Source organism: Cognatiyoonia sp. IB215446, from assembly GCF_033963825.1.
GTDB lineage: Bacteria > Pseudomonadota > Alphaproteobacteria > Rhodobacterales > Rhodobacteraceae > Yoonia.
In genome coordinates, this window is record NZ_JAXBMD010000002.1 from 496,129 (window position 1) to 516,348 (window position 20,220).

At 58.4% G+C, this 20,220-nt stretch carries 25 protein-coding genes, 2 tRNA genes, 2 pseudogenes and 1 other annotated feature; of the genes and pseudogenes, 17 read left to right on the plus strand and 12 right to left on the minus strand.

The features are described from left to right. Positions 1–62: 62 nt before the first annotated feature. Together nagA and SLH49_RS09935 are read right to left on the minus strand one after the other, a co-directional pair. Positions 63–1,196, minus strand: a complete 1,134-nt coding sequence (nagA, locus tag SLH49_RS09930) for an N-acetylglucosamine-6-phosphate deacetylase (RefSeq protein WP_320269007.1) — start codon at positions 1,194–1,196, stop codon at positions 63–65. Next, a complete protein-coding gene (locus SLH49_RS09935; protein ID WP_320269008.1) occupies positions 1,193–2,074 on the minus strand; it encodes a BadF/BadG/BcrA/BcrD ATPase family protein in 882 nt (293 codons plus the stop codon). The genes nagA and SLH49_RS09935 overlap by 4 nt, the downstream gene beginning before the upstream one ends. Before the next feature lie 242 nt (positions 2,075–2,316). Between SLH49_RS09935 and SLH49_RS09940 the strand changes: the two genes are divergently transcribed. The 8 genes and pseudogenes from SLH49_RS09940 (at position 2,317) to SLH49_RS22335 (ending at position 9,060) form a co-directional block, all read left to right on the plus strand. Beyond that, complete coding sequence (locus tag SLH49_RS09940) at positions 2,317–5,175, plus strand: monovalent cation/H+ antiporter subunit A (RefSeq protein WP_320269009.1); 2,859 nt, start codon at positions 2,317–2,319, stop codon at positions 5,173–5,175. A 1-nt stretch (position 5,176) separates the two neighbouring features. Next, positions 5,177–5,548, plus strand: coding sequence for a Na+/H+ antiporter subunit C (locus SLH49_RS09945; protein WP_320269010.1), 372 nt, complete (start codon positions 5,177–5,179; stop codon positions 5,546–5,548). Continuing rightward, positions 5,545–7,089 carry a monovalent cation/H+ antiporter subunit D gene (locus SLH49_RS09950; protein WP_320269783.1) on the plus strand — a complete coding sequence of 515 codons (1,545 nt, stop codon included), beginning with the start codon at positions 5,545–5,547 and terminating at the stop codon, positions 7,087–7,089. The genes SLH49_RS09945 and SLH49_RS09950 overlap by 4 nt, the downstream gene beginning before the upstream one ends. Before the next feature lie 3 nt (positions 7,090–7,092). Next, positions 7,093–7,584: a Na+/H+ antiporter subunit E gene (locus SLH49_RS09955; RefSeq protein ID WP_320269011.1), complete on the plus strand. Its 492-nt coding sequence runs from the start codon at positions 7,093–7,095 to the stop codon at positions 7,582–7,584. After that, positions 7,581–7,850, plus strand: coding sequence for a K+/H+ antiporter subunit F (locus SLH49_RS09960; RefSeq protein ID WP_320237807.1), 270 nt, complete (start codon positions 7,581–7,583; stop codon positions 7,848–7,850). Before SLH49_RS09955 ends, SLH49_RS09960 begins: the two co-directional genes overlap by 4 nt. Positions 7,851–7,860: 10 nt before the next feature. Further along, complete coding sequence (locus SLH49_RS09965) at positions 7,861–8,235, plus strand: Na+/H+ antiporter subunit G (protein ID WP_320269012.1); 375 nt, start codon at positions 7,861–7,863, stop codon at positions 8,233–8,235. Positions 8,236–8,344: 109 nt separating this feature from the next. Beyond that, positions 8,345–8,491: pseudogene (locus SLH49_RS22330) on the plus strand (IS3 family transposase); the annotation flags it as partial. A gap of 80 nt (positions 8,492–8,571) precedes the next feature. Continuing rightward, positions 8,572–8,688: a sequence feature (AL1L pseudoknot), on the plus strand. Beyond that, complete coding sequence (locus tag SLH49_RS22335) at positions 8,614–9,060, plus strand: IS3 family transposase (RefSeq protein WP_413785292.1); 447 nt, start codon at positions 8,614–8,616, stop codon at positions 9,058–9,060. (Overlaps the previous feature by 75 nt.) Here the strand turns inward: SLH49_RS22335 and SLH49_RS22340 are convergent. Both SLH49_RS22340 and SLH49_RS09980 read right to left on the minus strand, forming a co-directional pair. After that, positions 8,969–9,459: pseudogene (locus SLH49_RS22340) on the minus strand (AAA family ATPase); the annotation flags it as partial. The gene SLH49_RS22335 and the pseudogene SLH49_RS22340 overlap by 92 nt on opposite strands. Positions 9,460–9,672: 213 nt before the next feature. Continuing rightward, positions 9,673–9,756: transfer RNA gene (locus SLH49_RS09980), tRNA-Tyr, on the minus strand. Between the two features lie 117 nt (positions 9,757–9,873). On the opposite strand from SLH49_RS09980, the gene rlmB reads away from it, so the two are divergent. The 4 genes from rlmB to SLH49_RS10000 all read left to right on the plus strand — a co-directional run bounded on the left by rlmB (position 9,874) and on the right by SLH49_RS10000 (position 12,198). Further along, positions 9,874–10,650 (plus strand): 23S rRNA (guanosine(2251)-2'-O)-methyltransferase RlmB, encoded by a 777-nt coding sequence (gene rlmB / locus SLH49_RS09985; protein WP_320269014.1) that lies wholly within the window; start codon positions 9,874–9,876, stop codon positions 10,648–10,650. 18 nt (positions 10,651–10,668) lie between these two features. Next, positions 10,669–10,992 (plus strand): hypothetical protein, encoded by a 324-nt coding sequence (locus SLH49_RS09990; protein ID WP_320269015.1) that lies wholly within the window; start codon positions 10,669–10,671, stop codon positions 10,990–10,992. A 101-nt stretch (positions 10,993–11,093) separates the two neighbouring features. Continuing rightward, positions 11,094–11,540, plus strand: coding sequence for a YHS domain-containing (seleno)protein (locus SLH49_RS09995; RefSeq protein ID WP_320269016.1), 447 nt, complete (start codon positions 11,094–11,096; stop codon positions 11,538–11,540). Positions 11,541–11,730: 190 nt separating this feature from the next. After that, a complete protein-coding gene (locus tag SLH49_RS10000; RefSeq protein WP_320269017.1) occupies positions 11,731–12,198 on the plus strand; it encodes a CoA-binding protein in 468 nt (155 codons plus the stop codon). Here SLH49_RS10000 and SLH49_RS10005 read toward each other — a convergent pair. Beyond that, on the minus strand, positions 12,195–12,503 hold the full coding sequence (locus tag SLH49_RS10005) for a phosphoribosyl-ATP diphosphatase (RefSeq protein WP_320269018.1): 309 nt from the start codon (positions 12,501–12,503) through the stop codon (positions 12,195–12,197). The two genes, SLH49_RS10000 and SLH49_RS10005, sit on opposite strands and share 4 nt — an antisense overlap. Further along, positions 12,500–13,261 (minus strand): imidazole glycerol phosphate synthase subunit HisF, encoded by a 762-nt coding sequence (gene hisF, locus SLH49_RS10010; RefSeq protein ID WP_320269019.1) that lies wholly within the window; start codon positions 13,259–13,261, stop codon positions 12,500–12,502. Before hisF ends, SLH49_RS10005 begins: the two co-directional genes overlap by 4 nt. Before the next feature lie 79 nt (positions 13,262–13,340). Here hisF and SLH49_RS10015 point away from each other — a divergent pair, with 79 nt between their 5' ends. Continuing rightward, complete coding sequence (locus tag SLH49_RS10015; RefSeq protein WP_320269020.1) at positions 13,341–13,784, plus strand: DUF302 domain-containing protein; 444 nt, start codon at positions 13,341–13,343, stop codon at positions 13,782–13,784. Here the strand turns inward: SLH49_RS10015 and SLH49_RS10020 are convergent. Continuing rightward, positions 13,771–14,226 (minus strand): DUF2867 domain-containing protein, encoded by a 456-nt coding sequence (locus SLH49_RS10020; RefSeq protein ID WP_320269021.1) that lies wholly within the window; start codon positions 14,224–14,226, stop codon positions 13,771–13,773. The genes SLH49_RS10015 and SLH49_RS10020 overlap by 14 nt on opposite strands. Continuing rightward, complete coding sequence (gene hisA / locus SLH49_RS10025; RefSeq protein WP_320269022.1) at positions 14,223–14,948, minus strand: 1-(5-phosphoribosyl)-5-[(5-phosphoribosylamino)methylideneamino]imidazole-4-carboxamide isomerase; 726 nt, start codon at positions 14,946–14,948, stop codon at positions 14,223–14,225. Before hisA ends, SLH49_RS10020 begins: the two co-directional genes overlap by 4 nt. A gap of 138 nt (positions 14,949–15,086) precedes the next feature. Between hisA and SLH49_RS10030 the strand changes: the two genes are divergently transcribed. Beyond that, positions 15,087–15,476, plus strand: coding sequence for a DUF2147 domain-containing protein (locus SLH49_RS10030; RefSeq protein ID WP_320269023.1), 390 nt, complete (start codon positions 15,087–15,089; stop codon positions 15,474–15,476). A 51-nt stretch (positions 15,477–15,527) separates the two neighbouring features. Here SLH49_RS10030 and SLH49_RS10035 read toward each other — a convergent pair whose 3' ends face one another. After that, positions 15,528–16,001, minus strand: a complete 474-nt coding sequence (locus SLH49_RS10035) for a lytic transglycosylase domain-containing protein (RefSeq protein WP_320269024.1) — start codon at positions 15,999–16,001, stop codon at positions 15,528–15,530. A gap of 133 nt (positions 16,002–16,134) precedes the next feature. Here SLH49_RS10035 and SLH49_RS10040 point away from each other — a divergent pair, with 133 nt between their 5' ends. Together SLH49_RS10040 and SLH49_RS10045 are read left to right on the plus strand one after the other, a co-directional pair. Continuing rightward, a complete protein-coding gene (locus SLH49_RS10040; protein ID WP_320269025.1) occupies positions 16,135–16,719 on the plus strand; it encodes a TetR/AcrR family transcriptional regulator in 585 nt (194 codons plus the stop codon). After that, a complete protein-coding gene (locus SLH49_RS10045) occupies positions 16,716–17,384 on the plus strand; it encodes a hypothetical protein (protein ID WP_320269026.1) in 669 nt (222 codons plus the stop codon). Before SLH49_RS10040 ends, SLH49_RS10045 begins: the two co-directional genes overlap by 4 nt. Here the strand turns inward: SLH49_RS10045 and hisH are convergent. Both hisH and hisB read right to left on the minus strand, forming a co-directional pair. Further along, positions 17,381–18,019, minus strand: coding sequence for an imidazole glycerol phosphate synthase subunit HisH (hisH, locus tag SLH49_RS10050; protein ID WP_320269027.1), 639 nt, complete (start codon positions 18,017–18,019; stop codon positions 17,381–17,383). The genes SLH49_RS10045 and hisH overlap by 4 nt on opposite strands. Further along, positions 18,016–18,603 carry an imidazoleglycerol-phosphate dehydratase HisB gene (hisB, locus tag SLH49_RS10055; protein ID WP_320269784.1) on the minus strand — a complete coding sequence of 196 codons (588 nt, stop codon included), beginning with the start codon at positions 18,601–18,603 and terminating at the stop codon, positions 18,016–18,018. Before hisB ends, hisH begins: the two co-directional genes overlap by 4 nt. A 145-nt stretch (positions 18,604–18,748) precedes the next feature. On the opposite strand from hisB, the gene SLH49_RS10060 reads away from it, so the two are divergent. Continuing rightward, positions 18,749–19,471 (plus strand): imidazoleglycerol-phosphate dehydratase, encoded by a 723-nt coding sequence (locus SLH49_RS10060; RefSeq protein WP_320269028.1) that lies wholly within the window; start codon positions 18,749–18,751, stop codon positions 19,469–19,471. Positions 19,472–19,927: 456 nt separating this feature from the next. Here the strand turns inward: SLH49_RS10060 and SLH49_RS10065 are convergent. Further along, positions 19,928–20,002 (minus strand) — tRNA-Gly (locus SLH49_RS10065). Positions 20,003–20,220: the final 218 nt, after the last annotated feature.

Genomic DNA, 20,220 nt, shown 5'->3' on the forward strand with positions numbered 1-20,220 from the left:
GTTTGACCGGCGTTGTTGACGCACATGCCTATATCCGTTGTTGCCTGTCACGCAACCATTCGTCAGACCGCGAGCGCGCCGCGATAGACACAGTCCGGGTCCAGATGGATCGCGTGTGCCGGTTGGCCCCGTGTGAACGCGCCATGGCCCAAGGCATCCTTCAGCAGATGCGCCGGAACGAATGTCGCCATAGCAAAGGCGCGCTCGCGCGATACATTCGTCTCAGCCAACAGCACGGAAAGGGCCCTTGGCATGGTCAGATCTGCACCTGCCAATGTGCCGTCTTCCAGCCGCAGGCATCCGTCAGCGCGGCGCACCTCACGCCCATTCAATTGAAATCCAGTGATGTTGGAGCCGACGCTCGCCATCGCATCGGTCACGAGAAACAGATCGGTGGGGTCCATTGCATCAAGGGCAATCTGGATGCTGGCAGCATGGACGTGGATATTGTCAGCGATCAGGCCAGCGGCAATTCCACGCGTGGCAAGGGCGGCGCCAACAAGACCAGGTGAGCGGCTGCCGAGCTGGCTCATCGCGTTGAAAAGGTGGGTGACACAGCTTGTGCCCGCAGCGAATGCTTTTTGCGCTTCGGCAAAGCTGCAATCTGTGTGCCCCAGCGCTACGATCGCGCCTGCGGTACCGAGCTTTTCGATTTGCGCATGCGTCACGCTCTCCGGGGCGACGGTGATCATCACGTTCGGCAGGCGCGCCACTGCATCAAGGACTATCGTTTCGTCTGTGGCGGTCATGGGGCGGATCAGTGCCGGATCATGGGCCCCCTTTTTGGCGACTGCGATATGTGGCCCCTCCAAATGCAGCCCGACGATACCCGGCACGCCCGCGTCAATCGCGGCGGCAACCGCGTCAATGGCGGCCTTGGTACGTTCAGCGGTGTCAGTAATCAGAGTCGGCAAGAAGGCCTGCGTACCGGTCGCAGCATGGGCGTCGGCAATTGTCCTGAGGCCTGCAACGCTAGTGTCGTCATTGAACATCACGCCTCCGCCGCCGTTTACCTGAAGATCGACAAAGCCCGGCATGATAGTGCCGCCATCAACGCGATGACGATGATAGGTTGATGGGATCTCCTCCTCCGCGCAGATGCTCTCAAAGACGTCCCCCTTCAAAAGCAAGGCGGCGCCTTGATGCAGAATGCGCCCGTCAAAGATGTCGGCGCCGGTAATCGCCTTTCGGGTCATGGTTGAGTCACGTGTCGCAGTGCGAGCAACACGGCTCCATCGAGCGCCGATCCCGCGGGCGGTTCCAGAAATGGCTGTAGATCTGCATCAAGATAAGGGGCGTAATACGGACCGATCCCGCCCGTCAGACACAAACGCGTACCTGGGCCCCAACCGGCAGCCCGAATGCAAGCCATCAGATAGTTCGCGCCTTCTTTCATGAGCGCCACGCCAACCTCGTCACCCTGATTTGCAGCCGATACGACCCTTGGTGCGAGTGCGGCGATGTCGTCTGGTGCCGCGTCCTTGGCCATTGCGGTCAGCCCTGCGGGACTTCCGCCAACTTGCGTCAACATCTCTTTGGTCAGCACTGTTTTTGCTATCAGCCCATCCGCCGCGAAAACGGATCGGGTCAACAACTGATATCCCAGCCATGCGCCAGACGCCTCGTCCGAGATCATCGCGCCCCACCCGCCAAAGAAGCGTTGTTGCGCGCCCATCTGTGCGGCTACAAAGCTTCCCGTGCCGACTGAAGCCACGATACCGTCAGTGTCCCCCAATGCGCCGGCCAGCGTGGTCGCGCGGTCATCCGAAACCGACAGTCTCTCGAACGGTATTGCAACTTTCACGGCATCACTTTCAACGTTGCTTATCGCTCCTGCCAGTCCCAAATGCGCCGGACAGGTTGTCAGATGTCGATCATCCAGCCCAAGCTGCGCTGCGGCACCTTTGATCGCCGTGCGTATGTTCTTCAGTGCACCGTCAAGGTCGGTATAGACATTCGCGGGACCGCCCTCAGTCACAACCAACCGCTTTCCCGTCGGGTCCGTGACCTGCACGCGGCAGCCGGAGCCACCGCCATCCACACCAAACACGTACTGATCTGCCGCATTATGCATGCGACACCTCTATCACGCTGTTGCAGCGATGCAATTTCGGTCGTGACAATGGCACGTATCTGCCTTGCGACGAATGATTATGCTCCCAGCAGCCTCAACTCGGCCAGCTTGGTCTTCGCTAGCCCATGACTTCAGCGAGGTTTTGAAGCACAGCCTTGGCTGCGAGGCAAAACGCATGGTTGTGGTGTCTTGCTGCAGCGGCTAAGCATTGCTGCAATAATAAAGACGGGTAAGGCTATTCCATGAGCCACGGGGGGACTCTCCTTTTCATAATTGCGTTGCTGCCCTTTGCCGGGGCGTTGCTACCGGGTCTGATGATCCGGGCGGGGCGCAATGTCTGTGCGATTTCAACGGCGGTGCCGACACTGCTGGCGCTGATCATTCTGCTTATTCTGGCACCATCGGTCCTGCGTGGAGAAGTCGTTCAAGCGCAGATTGAATGGCTGCCCCAGTTGGGTCTTTCGGCCTCTTTTTTCCTTGACGGTTTGGGGCTGCTTTTTGCGGCCATGATCCTTGGCGTCGGGTTGTTGATCACGCTCTACGCCCGCTTCTACTTGTCGGGTGACGATCCGATGGGACAGTTTTATACATATTTGCTACTGTTTCAGGGCGCTATGCTTGGCATCGTGGTGTCCGACAACATCCTGCTTTTGTTGATTTTCTGGGAACTCACTTCGCTCTCCTCTTTCCTTTTGATCGGCTATTGGAAGCACCTGCCGGAAGGGCGCCAGGGCGCACGGATGGCGCTGACTGTGACCGGCGCGGGCGGGCTCGCGATGATCGGGGGGATGCTGATCCTTGGGAATATCGTTGGCAGCTACAACCTGACCGACATTCTTCAGGCCGGAGATGAAGTCAGGGCGTCCGAATGGTACCTGCCTGCGCTGATCCTGATCCTGCTCGGCGCCTTTACAAAGTCGGCGCAATTCCCGTTCCATTTCTGGCTGCCGCATGCCATGGCTGCGCCCACGCCGGTTTCGGCCTATCTGCATTCCGCCACAATGGTAAAGGCCGGCATCTTCCTGATGGCACGCATGTGGCCCGTGTTGTCCGGCACTGACGCATGGTTCTATATTGTGGCCACGACCGGCCTTGTCACCATGGTGATTGGCGCGCTGATAGCGCTTTTCAAGGACGATCTGAAAGCGCTGCTGGCCTTCTCGACAGTCAGTCATCTTGGGCTTTTGACCATGTTGCTGGGTTTCGGAACTGAAGCTGCTGCGGTCGCGGCCGTGTTCCACATTATCAATCACCTGACGTTCAAGGCAGCGCTCTTTATGACTGCTGGCATCGTTGATCACGAAACCCACACGCGCGATATCAAGCGGCTTGGCGGTCTCAGGCATCTGATGCCGATTACGTTTGTCATCGGCACGGCCGCGGCGCTTTCCATGGCAGGCATCCCACTTTTGAACGGATTTTTGTCGAAAGAGATGATGCTGGAAGAGGCATCGCATACCGACTGGCTGGGTAGTCATTACGCGGTGCCGGTGCTGGCAACGATCGGTGCGCTCTTGTCGGTTGCCTATTCGTTCCGGTTTGTGGCGCACGTCTTTCTCGGACCGGTACGCGACGATTACCCGCACACCCCGCATGATCCCCCGTTTGGGATGTGGGCCGCACCTGCGCTTTTGGTCGTCATGGTGATCATCATTGGCGTGGCTCCGTTCCTTGCTGAAGGCATTGTCACGGCGGCGGCCAGTGCTGTGACCGGCGCCGATCTGCATCCGCATCTGAAGATCTGGCACGGCGTCACCCCTGCATTGTGGATGTCTGTCATTGCCATCGCTGGCGGTGCGATCCTGCTGCTTATACACCGACCGCTTGACAAAGCTTGGATTGCGGCACCAAGGCCCGAAGCGAAGGCGATTTTCGACAAACTTGTTGCCTTGATCGTCGCCGTGAGCCGTGCCATTTCCGAGATCAGCCACAATGGTGCGATCAGTCGCTATCTCGCCATCTTTACAGTCACGTCCGTGTTCCTTGGCTGGGTCGCCTATTCATCAAGCGGCTTGTCTGCCCCAACGCGTGAGATGTTACCAGTGGCGCCGGTCATTGCCGTGGGCTGGGTCATGCTTATTGTCGCCACGATTTCGGTTGTGATCATGCACCACCACCGCTTTCGCGCATTGGTCCTTATCGGGATCATCGGATTGTCGATCTCTGCCGGTTTCGCCTATCTGTCGGCGCCCGATCTTGCGCTGACCCAAATCTCGGTCGAGACGGTTACGATCATGCTGCTGCTGCTCGCACTGCATTTCATGCCGAAGGTGACGCCGAAGGAGAGCCCGCTGGGCCTTAAACTGCGGGATGCGGTCATCGCAGTCGCTGCTGGCGGCGGTGTGGCGGCGCTCGCCTATGCGTTCCTGATGCGCGATATCGACACGATTTCGGATTACCACATCGCCAACAGCTATGAGGGCGGCGGCGGAACCAATGTCGTCAACGTTATCCTCGTTGATTTTCGCGGCTATGACACCTTTGGCGAAATCATCGTGCTGGGGATCGCCGGTCTTGTGATCTTTGCGCTGATGCACGCATTGCTTGACGGGCCTGCAGGGCGAAGATTGAAGAACATGGATTTCTCTCAGGACCTGTCGCGCGACCGGCACCCGCTGATGATGGTTGTCGTCACGCGCGTTCTGATGCCTATCGCGATTGTCGTAGGCCTTTATATCTTCCTGCGTGGTCATAATGAGCCGGGCGGTGGCTTTGTCGCGGGTCTGGTCATCGCTATCGCGCTGCTCATGCAATACATGGCCTCTGGCTTTGCCTGGACACAGGAACGCAAGAAGATCGAGTATCACACGATGATCGGCCTTGGCGTAGTGATCGCGGCGCTCACGGGCGCGGGTTCTTGGCTGGCCGGGACGCCTTTCCTGACGAGTGCATATACCTACGTGCATCTTCCACCCATCGAAGAGTTTGAGCTGGCGACCGCCATGATCTTTGATCTTGGCGTTTTCCTGACGGTGCTCGGGGCGGTGATGCTGATGCTCTATAGCCTTAGTCGCATCGCCCGCTTTGCCGGGGAGACGGTGAACGTGAGGCCAATGGACTACAATCCGGCCAATCACCTTAAAGAAGAACCGGAGCGCTGAGATGGAGTTTATCGTTGCAAGCGGCATCGGTGTTCTGACGGCGGGCGGGGTTTATCTTCTGCTGCGTCTCAGGACTTTCCCTGTCATTCTTGGTCTCGCGCTTTTGTCCTATGCGGTGAACGTCTTTCTTTTTGCCAGTGGACGGCTTGCCATCGATCAGTCGCCGATACTGTCGCCCTATGGTGACGCCAGCTATTCCGATCCACTGCCGCAGGCGCTGGTGTTGACGGCCATCGTGATCTCTTTCGGAATGACAGCCGTTCTGGTGATGATGGGGCTAGGCGCGTTTCTGGAATCTGAAAGCGACCGCATCGACATCGACCCGCATGAGGGCGAGCGCGACGACGCGTCGGAAGCCGAGGAGTGCGCCTGATGCACTGGATCATCCTGCCCGTCTTCCTGCCCGCGCTTCTTGCCCCGCTGATCGGATTTGTGATGCGGCACGACATCACGCTGGCGCGTACTGCCTCGGTCGCGGGCACGGTCATATTGCTGGCTGTGGCCGTGGGCCTTGCCATGGTGGCGGCGGACGGCACAACGCATGTTTATCGGCTGGGCGACTGGCCCGCGCCCTTCGGCATTGTGCTGGTGCTGGATCGCCTCTCAGCGCTTATGGTTCTTCTGACCTCGACGCTGGCGCTGATCGTTCTGATCCACGCAATCGCGACAGGGTGGGACGAACGGGGGCGTCACTTCCACGCGCTTTTCCAGTTTCAGCTGATGGGCATATGCGGCGCGTTCCTGACGGGCGACGTCTTTAACCTTTTCGTCTTTTTCGAGGTGCTGCTCATCGCGTCCTACGGATTGATGATCCATTCCGGCGGGAAAGACCGGATGCGCGCGGGTCTGCAATATGTGGTGATGAATCTTGCCGGATCGACGCTCTTTCTGTTCGCGCTCGGCACACTTTATGCCTCGACCGGCACGCTCAACATCGCGGATCTCGCGACCCGCATACCTGAGATCCCGCCTGAAGAGGCCGCACTTGTCCGGGTGGCAGCGATCCTTTTGATGGTCGTCTTTGCGGTGAAGGCGGCACTTTTCCCCGTGCAATTCTGGTTGCCCATGACCTATGCCAATGCCCCCGCTCCGGTGGCGGCACTCTTCGCGATCATGACCAAAGTTGGGGCTTACGCAATACTGCGGGTCCACACCACGGCGTTCGGGCCGGGTATCACAGGGACCGAGGATCTTGCAGGCACGTGGCTTTTCCCCGCTGCGATCATGACCATTGCTGTCGGGGCTTTTGGGGTGCTTGGTGCGCGACGCCTGATGCCGTTGATCGCGTTTTCTGTCGTGGGATCGATGGGGACGCTCTTGGTGGCGGTTGCTGCCTTCTCGACAACAGCGACCACTGCTGCCCTTTACTATATGGTGCATTCGACCTTCGCGGCGGCGTGTCTATTCCTGATCGCTGATCTTGTTGTCACACGTCGGTCCGGGGACCGACTCAGCGCACAGCCGGTCACTGCCCAAAACGGCCTTTTTGCAGCACTTTTCTTTGCCGCCGCCATTGCAATGGTCGGCATGCCGCCGCTGAGCGGTTTTCTGGGCAAGCTTCTTGTCCTCGACGCTTTGAGAGAGCCGGGTGTTATCGGCTGGGCGTGGTCGGCAATCCTTGTCGGGTCGCTTTTAACGATTGTGGGCTTCGGTCGCGCTGGAAGCACGCTTTTCTGGAAATCAACTTCAGTCGCGGCGCCGACAGACGATGATCAGGGTGGTGCCAGCGCACCTGCAGCACCTGCGACAACGATGCAGATCGCCCCGGTGATGCTGGCGCTTGGCCTTCTGGGTGCGCTTGCAGTCTTTGCCGGTCCGGTTGCCGCCTATCTTGATGACACGTCCGCACAGCTTTTCGATCGGGCGGGCTATGTTGATGCAGTGCTGAGCGGCGCTGCAGGGGAGGAAAGCTGACCGATGCTGCACCGTCTGATCCCGCACCCGCTTTTGAGCCTGACACTGGTTCTGGTTTGGATTGGCCTTGTGAACACGTTCACCTTGGGGAACCTGATCCTTGGCTCGGTTTTCGGTCTCATCATTCCGATTGTCACGGCAGCCTATTGGCCCAATCGTCCAGCCATTTCGCGCCCGCTGAAGATAGCAGAATACACGCTAATTGTGCTGTGGGATATCGTTGTGGCGAATGTCGAAGTTGCCATGATCATCCTGTTCAAGCGTGAACAGACAATCCATTCGCAATGGATCCCCATACCGCTTGAGTTGACCTCGGCCGAGGCGATCACGGTTCTGGCCGGAACGATTACCATGACGCCCGGAACGGTGTCCGCAACGCTTGCCGCCGATTGCAATTCCATCCTCGTGCACTGCCTGCATACCGATGATCCAGACAGTGTCCGCGACGCGATCAAATCCCGCTACGAAAGCCGCCTTTTGGAGATTTTTCAATGATTGAATACGCTCTTGTCTTCGCAGCTGGCTGTTATGGCGTGGCGCTTTTACTGGATCTGTGGCGCATCGCAATTGGCCCTGATCCCGCGGACCGTATCCTCGCGCTGGATACGATGGTGATCAATGTGATTGCCCTTCTGGTCCTTTACGGGGTCTGGCGCGGTTCTGCGATTTATTTTGAGCCTGCGATGCTGATCGCCATGGTCGGTTTTGTTTCAACGGTCGCTTATTGTCGCTTCATCCTGCGCGGCGACATCATCGAATAGGGGGGATCCGATGGGCTTTGTTGCGGAACTCTTGATCTCACTGGCGCTTGTTATCAGCGGTATCTTTGGCTTTGTGGGCTCTTATGGGCTGATAAAACTCAAAGACCCGCTGCAGCGGCTGCATGCGCCAACCAAAGCGACGACGTTGGGTGTGGGTGGTGTCCTGATCGCCTCCATGATCTTCTTTTACGCCAGAACCGGACACATCTCGGTCCACGAACTCCTGATCACGCTTTTCCTGTTCCTGACAGCACCGATTACGGCAAACTTCATCGCCAAGACTTATCTGGCCGGGAACCTGCGCCAAGAAGACCTACCTGAGAGCAAGGGGGATTTCGGTTGGTCGGTTTACGACGATCCTCCTGAAACCAAGTTGGATCACTGACCGAACCGCCCCTTGTTTGCCGGAGGCCCAGAAGTAAGGATACTGGGTCATGGGAAAGACGAAGAACGGAACACGTTATCCAGAGGAACTGCGCGCGAGAGCGGTGCGGATGGTTTTGGATCACGAGACAGAATACGCGAGCAGATCGGCGGCAATTTTGTCGATCTCTCAGAAGGTTGGATGCAGCAGGGACAGCCTACGCATCTGGGTGAAGCAGTATGAGACGGATACTGGCAAGCGCGATGGTTTGACGACTGCGGATCGGGATCGCATCAAGGAACTTGAGCGCGAGAACCGGCAGCTGCGCCAAGCCAATGAGATTTTGAAGAAGGCGTCTGCTTATTTTGCACAGGCGGAGCTCGACCGCCCATTCCGCAAATGATTGCGTTCATCCAGGATCATCGTGGGGCGCATGGGGTCGAGCCGATCTGTAGGGTTCTCCAGATTGCCCCTTCGACTTTTTATGAACGTCTTGCCATCGAGCGTGATCCCGACCGTGCTTCGGATCGCGCTAAGCGGGATGCGTCTTTGCGCACAGAGATGAAAGAGGTTTGGAAGAAGAACCGGTCTGTCTACGGCGCACGCAAACTCTGGCATGCGATGAAGCGTGAGAAGATTGATGTCGCCCGCTGCACAGTCGAAAGCTTGATGCGCCAGCTTGGCATTCACAGCGCCCGGCGCGGAAAGAAGATCAAAACCACCCATGGTCAGCCAGCAGATCAGTGCCCCTTGACTCGTCTTCGAGGGCCTGTTTGTCTTCCGCGTCGCTGCGAACGGAAAGGTAGTTCTGCACGGCAGTCTCAAGCTCTTCGGCCTTCTCCGTGATAGTCTGGCGAACTGTTTTGAGGCTATCGCCCATCAATTTTTAACGAGGTCGTGCCCAAACCCTTTTCCTGCGGCAGAGAGGTCTTTCTGACCAAAATACAGAGGCTTAGCGATGACTGTTTATTTAATCGAGACTCCGGGACGCAGTGCTCCATCAACATACACATCGGGCGAATGATTCCAGATGCGGCTGACTTCAAACCGCCCGCCGTGCCGGTCAGTGGCTTCGGCAATGATCTTGCCGCCGCTTTTCAAAATATAGGTAAGCAAGCCGCTCTTGTAGTCCTTGTCCTGGGCCTTTTCACCAAAGGGGATGTTGAGTGCGTAACGCAAACTCTCAAGGATTGAAGACTTACCACTGCCTTGAATGCCGATAAGGCAATTGAGGTGCGGCGAGAAAGGGCAGGTTCGACGACTTTATCGAACACACTAGGGCCTTCCTGGCAAGCCCTTGTAATATATACGAGAATGGTGGTATTGCGCTGCGTAGAATAGTGCTCAAACTGGCCTTCGCGGAGCCACTGAGCTACAATCGTAAGAGTGGCTATCGAACCGCTAAAACTACCTTTTCCTTCAAGGTGTTAGCGGGATTTTCAACACAAAAGTGCGAGATGGTGGGCGACCCTGGAATCGAACCAGGCGTGCGTCTCCGCGAGGGAGTTACAGTCCCCTGCCACACCTTGCGGCCTGTCGCCCACTGACGGGCTGATTAACTGCCGCCCCTTAGGCCGTCAACCGCAAAAGTCGTGGCACTTCACTTGCCCCGCTTTGTCGGGTATCGCGCTTGCGTGGATGACCAAACGGGAACCGATCATGAAGAAACCAAAGTGGGTCATCGCCAAGGAACAGGCGAAACGGGCCGCCGCGCAAGAGACCGTCTGGCTCTTTGGTTTGCATGCGGTGAGGGATGCCTTGCTGAACCCGAAACGCGAGAAACTGCGTCTGGTCGTGACCCGCAATGCGCTGGACCGGCTGGGAGAGGCGGTGGCCACCGGCGGTCTGACGCCCGAAATCTCCGACCCCCGGAAATTCGCCGCACCGATTGATCCGCAATCGGTGCATCAGGGGGCCGCGCTTGAGGTCAAGCCGCTCGATTGGGGCTCACTCGACGATCTCGCCCTCGGTGATGGGGCGATGCCGCCGCGCATCGTCCTGCTCGACCGGGTGACGGACCCGCATAATGTCGGTGCCATTTTGCGGTCAGCGGAGGTTTTCGGTGCGCGGGCGGTTGTCGCGGTGCAACGGCATTCCGCGCCCGAGACAGGGGCGCTCGCGAAGACAGCAAGCGGGGCGCTGGAGCGACAGCCCTATCTGCGTGTCCGCAATCTGGCTGATGCGATGATCGCGCTGCAGGATGTTGGCTATCTCGTGCTGGGTCTTGATGGCGAGGCAGAGCAGACGATTGAGGCCGCCATTGAGGGTAAACGCGACCGGCCTGTGGCACTCGTCCTTGGTGCCGAAGGGCCGGGCTTGCGCGATAAGACCAAGGAGACCTGCGATCAGCTTGTGCGAATCGACGCGGCGGCCGCTTTTGGCTCGCTCAACGTCTCGAATGCTGCGGCAGTGGCCTTATATGCTATCCGAGGCTGAGAAGAAGGCGGGCATCTGATGGGCGCGACGAAGATTACCACATGTTGTTATTGCGGGACCCGTGCCGCATTGGTTTTGCGTGGCAAAGAGCGGCATGAGCTGACCTGCAGCAATTGCGGCGCGCCGATCCATGCAATGAAAATGTTACCAAAAGACGCCCAGCCAAAGCGGGGCAAGGTTACAAAGCATGGCTACAAAGAAACCAAGAAGTACCACCGCGACTATGATGACGACTATGCCCGCCGTCCTAAAAAACGACGCAAAAGCAAAAGCTTCGGGCGCAAAGTGATGTCCGGTCTATGGGATGTCATGGAAGAGATCGTGGACGAGGTCTTTGATTGACGCCCTTTCAACATCGCTCACGGCTTGGCGAGGTGGGTAGGCAGACGCGCAATCTGTGCGCATCTTGAGACGCAACAGGCGTTATCGGAGCAGTCCTATCCATGATCACACGACGATCCATTCTTGGCGCATTCGCCGCCACCGCTTTTGTGGGCAATAAGGCTTTTGCCACGCCTGCGGCGGTGTTTGCGGAGGGTGGCTATGCCATTCGCGGGATCGATCCGGTGTCTTACTTCCGCAATGATGCACCGATCGCAGGCCAGGATGCGCACCGTTTGATGTGGCGCAAGGCGATCTGGCGGTTTGAGAGCGCAATCAACATGGCCGCGTTCGAGGCAGCACCGCGCGTCTTTGCGCCGCGCTATGGCGGGTATTGCGCGATGTCACTTATCAGCGGGCAATGGTCGCCCAGCGATCCGGATGCTTGGACTATTCACGAGGGCCGGCTCTATCTCACTCATTCCATTGCGGCGCGTGATCGCTGGCGGCAGGACCCTGAACGTTTCATTTCTCTGGCCGATGCGCATTGGCGGGCAGCGCATTGGTAGGGGCGGCGCTTAACGCACGTTCACATTTTGCTGATCAACTCTACTGAGAGCTTAGCCGCCAACATACATATAGTTTGGAAACGCATTTCTGGAACAAGTGCGTTTCGGCTCACTGTCCCTCGTTCCATACCTTGCGCCCGGTCTGCACCGGGCGCTTTTTTGTCGCGCGGTCTGCTGATACGAGGATGCCATGACCTATACGGATGATCATCTGCGCGCGATCCTTGAACGGACCAAGACGATTGCCGTTGTGGGCATTTCTGCCAATCCGGTGCGGCCCAGCTATTACGTCGCACGCTATCTGGGCCTCAAAGGTTATCGTGTGATCCCGGTCAATCCGGGTCTGGCCAGGCAAACGCTGCTGGGCGAGGAGGTCTATGGCAATGTCGCGGATATCCCTGATGATGTGGATATGGTCGACATTTTCCGCCGGTCAGAGGCCGTGCCACCGATTGTGGATGCCGCCTTAGCGCGCTGGCCGGATTTACGGACTATCTGGATGCAGATCGGCGTCGAACATGCTGAGGCTTCGGCGAAGGCCAAAGCGCGCGGCGTTGACGTCATCCAGAACCGCTGTCCGAAGATCGAGTATCAGCGCCTGTTCAATGAACTCAGAATGGGCGGTTTTGTCACCGGGCGCGTATCTTCAAAGCTCTAAGGGCGTGCGGCCTTTTCGGCGATCCCGGATTGGCCTTGCCGTTTGGCCAATTCATCCATCACGGCATCAAGCGGCACATTGCAGGCGGCCAGCATTACCAGCAGGTGGTAAAGCACATCCGCCGCTTCTGCGGTCAGACTGGCGCGATCACCTTTGACCGCCTCAATGATCGCCTCAACCGCCTCTTCCCCAAACTTCTCGGCACACTTCTCTGGCCCTTTGGCCAGCAATTGCGCGGTCCAGCTGCTGTCAGGGTCAGCGCCTTTGCGCGCCCTAATCACCTCGGCTAAATCATCAAGCGTCATGACAGCCTCACCGGTATACCAGCCGCCGCCATATGCGCCTTGGCCTGCACGATTGTGTAGGTGCCGAAATGGAAGATCGACGCGGCGAGCACGGCAGACGCGCCGCCTTCGGTCACACCTTCGACAAGGTGGTCGAGCGTTCCGACGCCCCCCGATGCGATGACGGGAACGTCCACAGCGTCTGAGATCGCGCGGGTCAGCGGTAGATTGAAGCCGGACTTTGTGCCATCTCGATCCATCGAGGTCAGAAGGATTTCGCCCGCGCCCTTCTCAACAACGGTTTTGGCGAACGCGACCGCGTCAATGCCTGTAGGCCGCCGCCCGCCGTGGGTGAAGATCTCCCAACGCCCCGGTGCCACCGTCTTCGCATCAATGGCGACGACAATGCATTGCGAGCCAAAGCGCATCGCGGCTTCGGCCACCACATTAGGGTCGGCGACCGCGGCGGAGTTAAAGCTGACCTTGTCGGCCCCTGCCAGCAACAGATCGCGCACATCATGGTGGGTCCGCACGCCACCACCGATAGTCAGCGGCATGAAACATTGCTCCGCCGTGCGGGTGGCGAGGTCGAACATCGTCCCGCGATTTTCCTGCGTCGCCAAGATGTCGAGAAAGCAGAGCTCATCCGCACCTGCTGCGTTATAGGCGATAGCTGCATCCACCGGGTCACCCGCATCCACCAGATCGACGAAATTCACGCCTTTCACCACGCGGCCTTCGGCCACGTCGAGGCAGGGGATGATGCGGGTCTTCAACATGGCGTGATCTCTAGGCGGAAAGGCGGGAAATGGGAAGAGGGGGGTGATAGGCGTTGGCCACCGGAACTGGGAGCAACTTATGAAATACCTCATTGCAACGGCCCTGATCGGGCTTTCGGCGACACAAGCAGCAGCAGAGCTTGTCTCAAAACCGTCACCCAAAACGGTGGCAGAGACGATGGACGCGCTCGAAGCAGCGGTGAACGGGGCAGGGGCCACGGTCTTTGCCCGTGTGGATCACGGGGCGGGTGCGGCGAGCGTCGATCTGGAGATGCCGGAGGCGCAGCTGTTGATCTTTGGCAATCCACGTCTGGGGACGCCGGTGATGAACATGGATATCGTCGCAGGCCTGCAGCTGCCCTTGCGCGTGCTGGTGCATGAGGCTGCGGATGGCAGCGTGGCTGTCAGCTATGAAACCGCCGAGACGCTGCTGGACGGGCTGAGCGTTGATATGAGCGCAGAGGTCATCGGCCGCATGAACGGTGCCCTCAACATGCTGACAGACAAGGCTATTGCGCCTTAGCGACCCGCGCCAAAGCATTGCGCGCAATCGCAATGTGAAACGGCATGATCGCCGCGAGATAAAGTCGTCCCCCGATATTGTGGGGCGACACCCAAGTGGCGAGGCTCACCTGGCCGTCCAGCGCCATCACCGAGACACGGAAATCCAGATGCTTATCGTCAAATCCGGCGATGAGCTCCGTCCCACTTTCGCTTTCAACGGGGAATGGCCCGACCTTGTCAGGCACATCCGGTCCGTCATTGTCCAGACCAAACGGCGCCGTCATGATCCTGCGGATCAGCAGCAGAAACTGCGCCCAGCCGGGAAAATCGGTGATCACCTCAGCAGCTGCACGCGGTGTCGTGTCGGCATGGACTGCGTAGCAATCAAGGAAATCATCCGGCACCCGACGCTGATGCAAAGCACTGCTGGCGGGCAGGGCGGTGAAGCGCACCATGCTCATGCCGCGTCCTTGAGCAGTGTCAGCGCCGCGCTCAGGTCAATCGCTCCGTCGTAAAGCGCGCGGCCCGATATCGCACCTGCAATCACATCAGTATCCCGGAGTGTCTTAAGGTCTTCCAGCGACGACACACCGCCAGAGGCGATGACCGGAATATCAACAGCCTCTGCCAAGGCGGCTGTCGCGGCCACATTTGGCCCCTTCATCGCCCCATCCCGCAGGATGTCGGTGTAGATGATCGCTGCGATCCCAGCATCTTCAAAGGATTTCGCAAGGTCCGTCACCATCACGGTAGTCTCTTCCGCCCATCCGCGCGTGGCCACCTTGCCGTTGCGCGCATCAAGGCCAACCGCGACCTGACCGGGAAAGGCGCGCGCCGCGTCCCGCACGAGGTCCGGGTTTTCGACGGCGACCGTGCCAAGGATGACTCGCGCCAGCCCCTTATCCAGCCAGCGTTCAATCGTGGCCATGTCCCGAATGCCGCCACCCAATTGCGCGGGCACCGGGCAGGCGGCGAGGATCGCCTCAACCGGGGCAGCATTTACCGGCTCTCCGGCAAACGCGCCATTCAGATCAACCAGATGCAGCCATTCGCAGCCCGCCGCGACAAAGGCCTTGGCCTGCGCTGCCGGGTCGTCGTTAAAGACCGTCGTCTGATCCATATCGCCATGGACAAGGCGCACGGCCTGACCATCTTTGAGATCAATCGCGGGATAAAGGATCATGCGGTGCCTTTCAGAGGTTTGCCCAGTCTTTACGCCTGCCGGGCCACCAATTGCAACGCAGCGTCACGTCACATGCAGACTTGATTGCGCCGGAAAGAACCGCGCATCCTGACGCCAACAACTGGGAGGACCTGAAAGATGAAAACCCTCAAAATCGCAGCTGCAGTCCTGATCGCTCTGTCCACTTCTGCCCTGGCAGACCCTTTGGAGGGGCGCTGGCAGACCGCGCGCGATGACAATGGCAATTCCGGCATCATTCAGGTGGCACCTTGTGGCAATGCGTTTTGTGGGCGGTTGGTGCAGTCGTTCGATGCGTCAGGCAATCAGATCTCGACCGAGTTTGACGGGCGCATGATCATCTCGGAAATGGTGCCGCAAGGTGGCGGCGCCTATCGTGGCAAGGTCTATGCGCCCGACCGCGACCGCACTTACAATTCGCGCCTTCAGCTGAGCGGGAATTCTCTGGCAGTTTCAGGATGCGTGTTCGGCATCTGCCGTGACGGCGGGACTTGGACGCGCGCGAACTGATCAGTAGATGAAAATGTCGGGATGCCGCGCCTTGCCGCGCGGCATCTTTCGTCAGCCAGGCCGCAGGCCTGTCTCCACCAGCATCCCGCGCCGTTTCGCCTCGTAGTAATAGCCGCGCGCATACCAGCTGACCGCCGTCGCCTCATCCCCGTCCGATACCAGCCACGCCCCGCGCAAGTAGCGACCCGCATATATCAGGTTCGTCTCGGCATCGAGCAAGCCTTCCGGTGATCCTCGATATCCCATCGTGCGCGCCGTCTCGGGCAGGATCTGCATCAGCCCGTAATAGGGGCCGTTGCGCGCCCAGGGCCGGTGGGTGCTTTCGCGCACGATCACCCGGTGCAGCAAGGTGACCGGGATGTCGTGGACCTCCGCATATTTGTTGATCAGCCGCCGCAATTCCGGCGTCTCATTGGGGTAAAGCGGGATGTCATTGCTGGCGCGCGATGGCGTGTCATCCTCGCGGCGGCGACCGCATGCGGCAAGGGCCGCAAGTGCGCCGATGACAAAGCGTCGGTGATACATGAACTGCTCCTGATTTTTCTTTTGCGCGCAGTATCGGCGATCTGACAGAAAAGTCACCCGATCTTCTTTGCGTTTGGCGGAATCCTGTTTCTATGCACTTGCATTGAAATAATTTCTATGCAATCGTATAGAAATGGCGCGACCAAAATCATATGACCGCGAAGATGCGATTGCCAAAGCCTGTATGGCGTTCTGGCAGCACGGCTATCAGGCGCTGGGCGTGCGCGAGCTGGAGCGGCTGACAGGCCTGAACCAGTTTGCCATCCGCTCCGAATTTGGCGGGAAAGAGGGGCTCTATCTCGAAGCGCTGCGCTATTATGTCGACGCTGCCATGACCGAGGAATTCGCGCCGATGAAGACGGGTGGGATCGCTGAAGTGATGGCGTTCTTTCGCGGTCTGGTGGCGGACGGCTCGCTCACCTCCAGTGATTTCGGCTGTCTGATCGTCAATACCGGCATCGAAAATGCCCGTGTCCAAAGCGAGAGGCTGGACGAAGCCGCACGCGCCTATTGGACAGCACTTGAGGCGCATTTCAGGCAGGCGCTGGAACGAGACGCCGGACAGCCCGCGCGTTTTGATCCCGAGACACTCGCCAAAGCGCTGGTCTCCGCCGTGATGGGCATTCACGCGCAGAACCGGGCACAGCAATCAAATCGGGCAGGCCGCTATCTGGTAGATATGGTTTGCGCCAACCTTGCCGCATTGGAGCAGACATGAACATGCACTTCACGCCCGCGCCCGGCCTTGACGGCGTCTATCTTCTGCAATCCGCAAAGCTCACGTCTTTCGCCTTGAGGCTCAAGGACGGAACCTATTGTCTCTACAGCCCCATCGCGGGAATGGCGCAGGAGGCACAAACGGAACTGGGTGAGAAGGGCGGCATCTCCGTGCTTCTCGCGCCGAACCACTACCACAATATGGGCCTTAAGGAGCATGTTGCGGCGTTTCCACGTGCGACACTCATGTCGTCGAACGCCGCGGCTCCAAGGCTGAAGAAGATCACCGGGTTGGCCTTTTCGGACGTGAAAGCACTCGCCCCGCAATTGCCTGACGGAACCCGCCTGCTTGAACCAGAGGGCCTGAAGACTGGGGAAGTCTGGTCGGAGATCGTGCTAGGGGAGGAAGTTGCCTGGGTCGTCACCGACGCCTTCAGCACCAAACGACACCCGGCGGGCGAGGAGGCCGACGCGCCATCCATGCTGGGCACCTTCCCGAAATACGGGATCAAGGATAGCGGGAAATTCTGCCGTTGGGTCGAAAAGCAGCTGGCGTTACGCCCACCGACCATATTGCTGTCCTGCCACGGATCACCCTTGCGCGATGGCAATCTCGCAACAGCGCTGCAACGTCTTCTAAACGAGACGTTCTGTGAGCCCCGCTAAGGCGTCCACTTCAGGAAATTCCCGATCATCCGCAGACCGGCCTGCTGGCTCTTTTCGGGGTGGAATTGCGTGCCGATCATCGTGTCGCGCCCGATGATCGCGGTCACATCCCCCCCATAATCCACATGGGCCAGCCGCTCTGCCGCATGCGTTACATCCATCGCGTAAGAATGCACGAAATATGCGTGATCGCCCGTCGTGATCCCTTCCAGCACCGGGTGAGGATGGTCGATCACAAGATCGTTCCAGCCCATATGCGGCACCTTCAAGGCCGCATCTTCGGGCGCGATCCGCCGGATATCGCCCGCCACCCAGTCAAAGCCGGGCGTCGGCTCATATTCATGGCCAGTCGTCGCCATCATCTGCATGCCGACGCAGATGCCAAAGAAGGGCCGCGCCTTGACCGTCACAGCCTCAATGATGGCCTCGGCCAGGCCAGACCGGGCAAAAAGCTCCGCCCGGCAATGGGGAAAGGCACCATCACCCGGCAGCACGATCCGGTCGGCTTTGGACACAACATCCGGGTCCGCCGTTACGATGATCGACCCCGCGCCAATCTCCGCCGCCATCCGCTCAAATGCCTTCTGGGCGGAATGCAGGTTGCCGCTGTCGTAATCGACAAGGGCCGTGGTCATAGGCTGCCCTTGGTCGACGGGATGGCATCGGCCTTGCGCGGATCGGTCTCAACAGCCTCGCGCAGTGCACGCGCAACCGCTTTGAACGCGGCCTCCGCAATGTGATGGGCGTTGAACCCATGCAGACGGTCGATATGCAGCGTGATGCCGCCATGGGTGCTGAGCGCCTGAAAGAACTCCCGCACCAATTCGGTATCAAACGTGCCAATCTTGCCGAATGGCAGGTCGAGATTGCAGATCAGATAAGGCCGCCCCGACAGATCGAGCGCGCAACGCACCTGCGCGTCATCCATCGCCAGATGGCAGGCGCCATAGCGCCGTATGCCCTTTTTGTCGCCGAGCGCCTGTGTCAGCGCTTGACCCAGCGCGATGCCCACATCCTCCACCGTGTGGTGGTCATCAATATGCAGATCGCCTTCGGCCCGGATCGTCATATCGATCAGCGCATGGCGCGACAATTGATCCAGCATATGATCAAAAAACCCGACGCCGGTCTGGTTGTCATACTCTCCGGTCCCGTCAAGGTTCACCGTCACAGAGATATCCGTCTCCGCCGTCTCACGTGTGATCGTCGCCGTGCGCATCGCCATTCCTCTTCTTTGCGCGTCTCTATAGGCGCATCCGGGGCAGGGGCCAAGAGAGCGGAAAAACTCTGGCGGCTTTTCAGCAAGTTTTAAGTTTTCGCGGCGTAAGGTGCCCGCAATCGCTGCCATATATTAGGAGAATCCGATGCGCGCTTTGATTTTACGTCATGATCCCATCGCCGCCGTTGCCAGTTCCCGAGCGTTAATTGAAAAAGGGTTCCAAATCCTTTGTGTCGACACGCGGGCGGCCGCTGAGATGCTGGTCCGCTCTGACACGATTGACCTTCTGGTCATGGATGAAAAGGTGCAGGGTGAGATGACCCATGCCGTGGCCCTCTCCGGAGAGCGGAAAAACCCGTATATCAGCGCTATCTTGATGACCGATCGGTCGCGGGATGAAACCGATGATCTCTATGATCTGATCCCAAGTCTTTACGCGCTGGTTGGCGTCGACACTGCACCGTCCCTTGTAGGACAATTGGCACTAGCATCCTTGGTAAAGACTACGGATATGTTGACCCGGGTGGCTGCAAACACGGCTGCCGACATAGCCGAAGAGGCATTGCCTGATGATCTAATGATCGAACCTGATGAAACGCCCGCGATCGTAGCCGACGCCTGGGATGAGTTTGAAGAGGAACTTGCCGACGAAGCATTGATGGCAGCGGAACTGCTGGAGGAGCAGCCTCTGCCCGTCGTCCCCGAAAAACCTGCTCGCGTTCCGTCTCTCGCTGCGCGTATGAGGGTTGACGCGACCTTGGCGGCTTACGAGGTGGATTCACAGACACAGTCACCGTTTGCGCGGAATAAGGCGGCTTCATCACAATTTGCAGAACCACAACGAATTCAGCCGCAGCCTGCCGCATAGTGTGGGCGCAGGGGGGCGGTGATAAAGCTACATTCGTCTTCAGTGTGAAGATCCTCGGTCACGTTCATGCCAATCCGATCAGGCATCGTTAACAATGCCTGATCGGTCCTCGTTTCCGCACCAAGAGAAGGCTTTGTTCCGGCGAGAACGATGCTCGGGATCATTGCCTGTGCCGTAACTTGACATCTTGTGTCAGTAATCTTGCGGCGTCAGTTGCCTTTCTCGTACCATATTACCTTGAGGACTCCGCTGGGTTTCGAGCGCAAGAAGGGTTATTCGTCGGTTCTAGGACGCACCATGATGCCAAATTCTACGGTTTTTCAATCACGTAGCTACATCTGGAATTTGGCGTCAAATGGGCGACGATTTGAAGCAGTTGTGATCCAATGGCATAAAATGGCGAAGCTCCGCCTGAGAGCGACCATATCGTAACCAACTGGGTTTGTTGGTCTAAATTGGAGCGGGCGATGAGATTCGAACTCACGACCCTAACCTTGGCAAGGTTATGCTCTACCCCTGAGCTACGCCCGCACTCCATTGTGTGAGAGGTCATCTATAAACACTTCTGTCAGTTCGCAAGTGCAAAACCGCGCTCGTCGACATTTTTTGCAAGTGACATCACGGTTCGCTAAAGCCACCGATGACGTGCGGACCTAGCTGTACGCCTCGCATTTGCTTACATCTACGGATTTCTTGGTCGTTAGCACACCTTAAGACGTCACCGGTTCGTCAGTCGATAGATGAGTTTC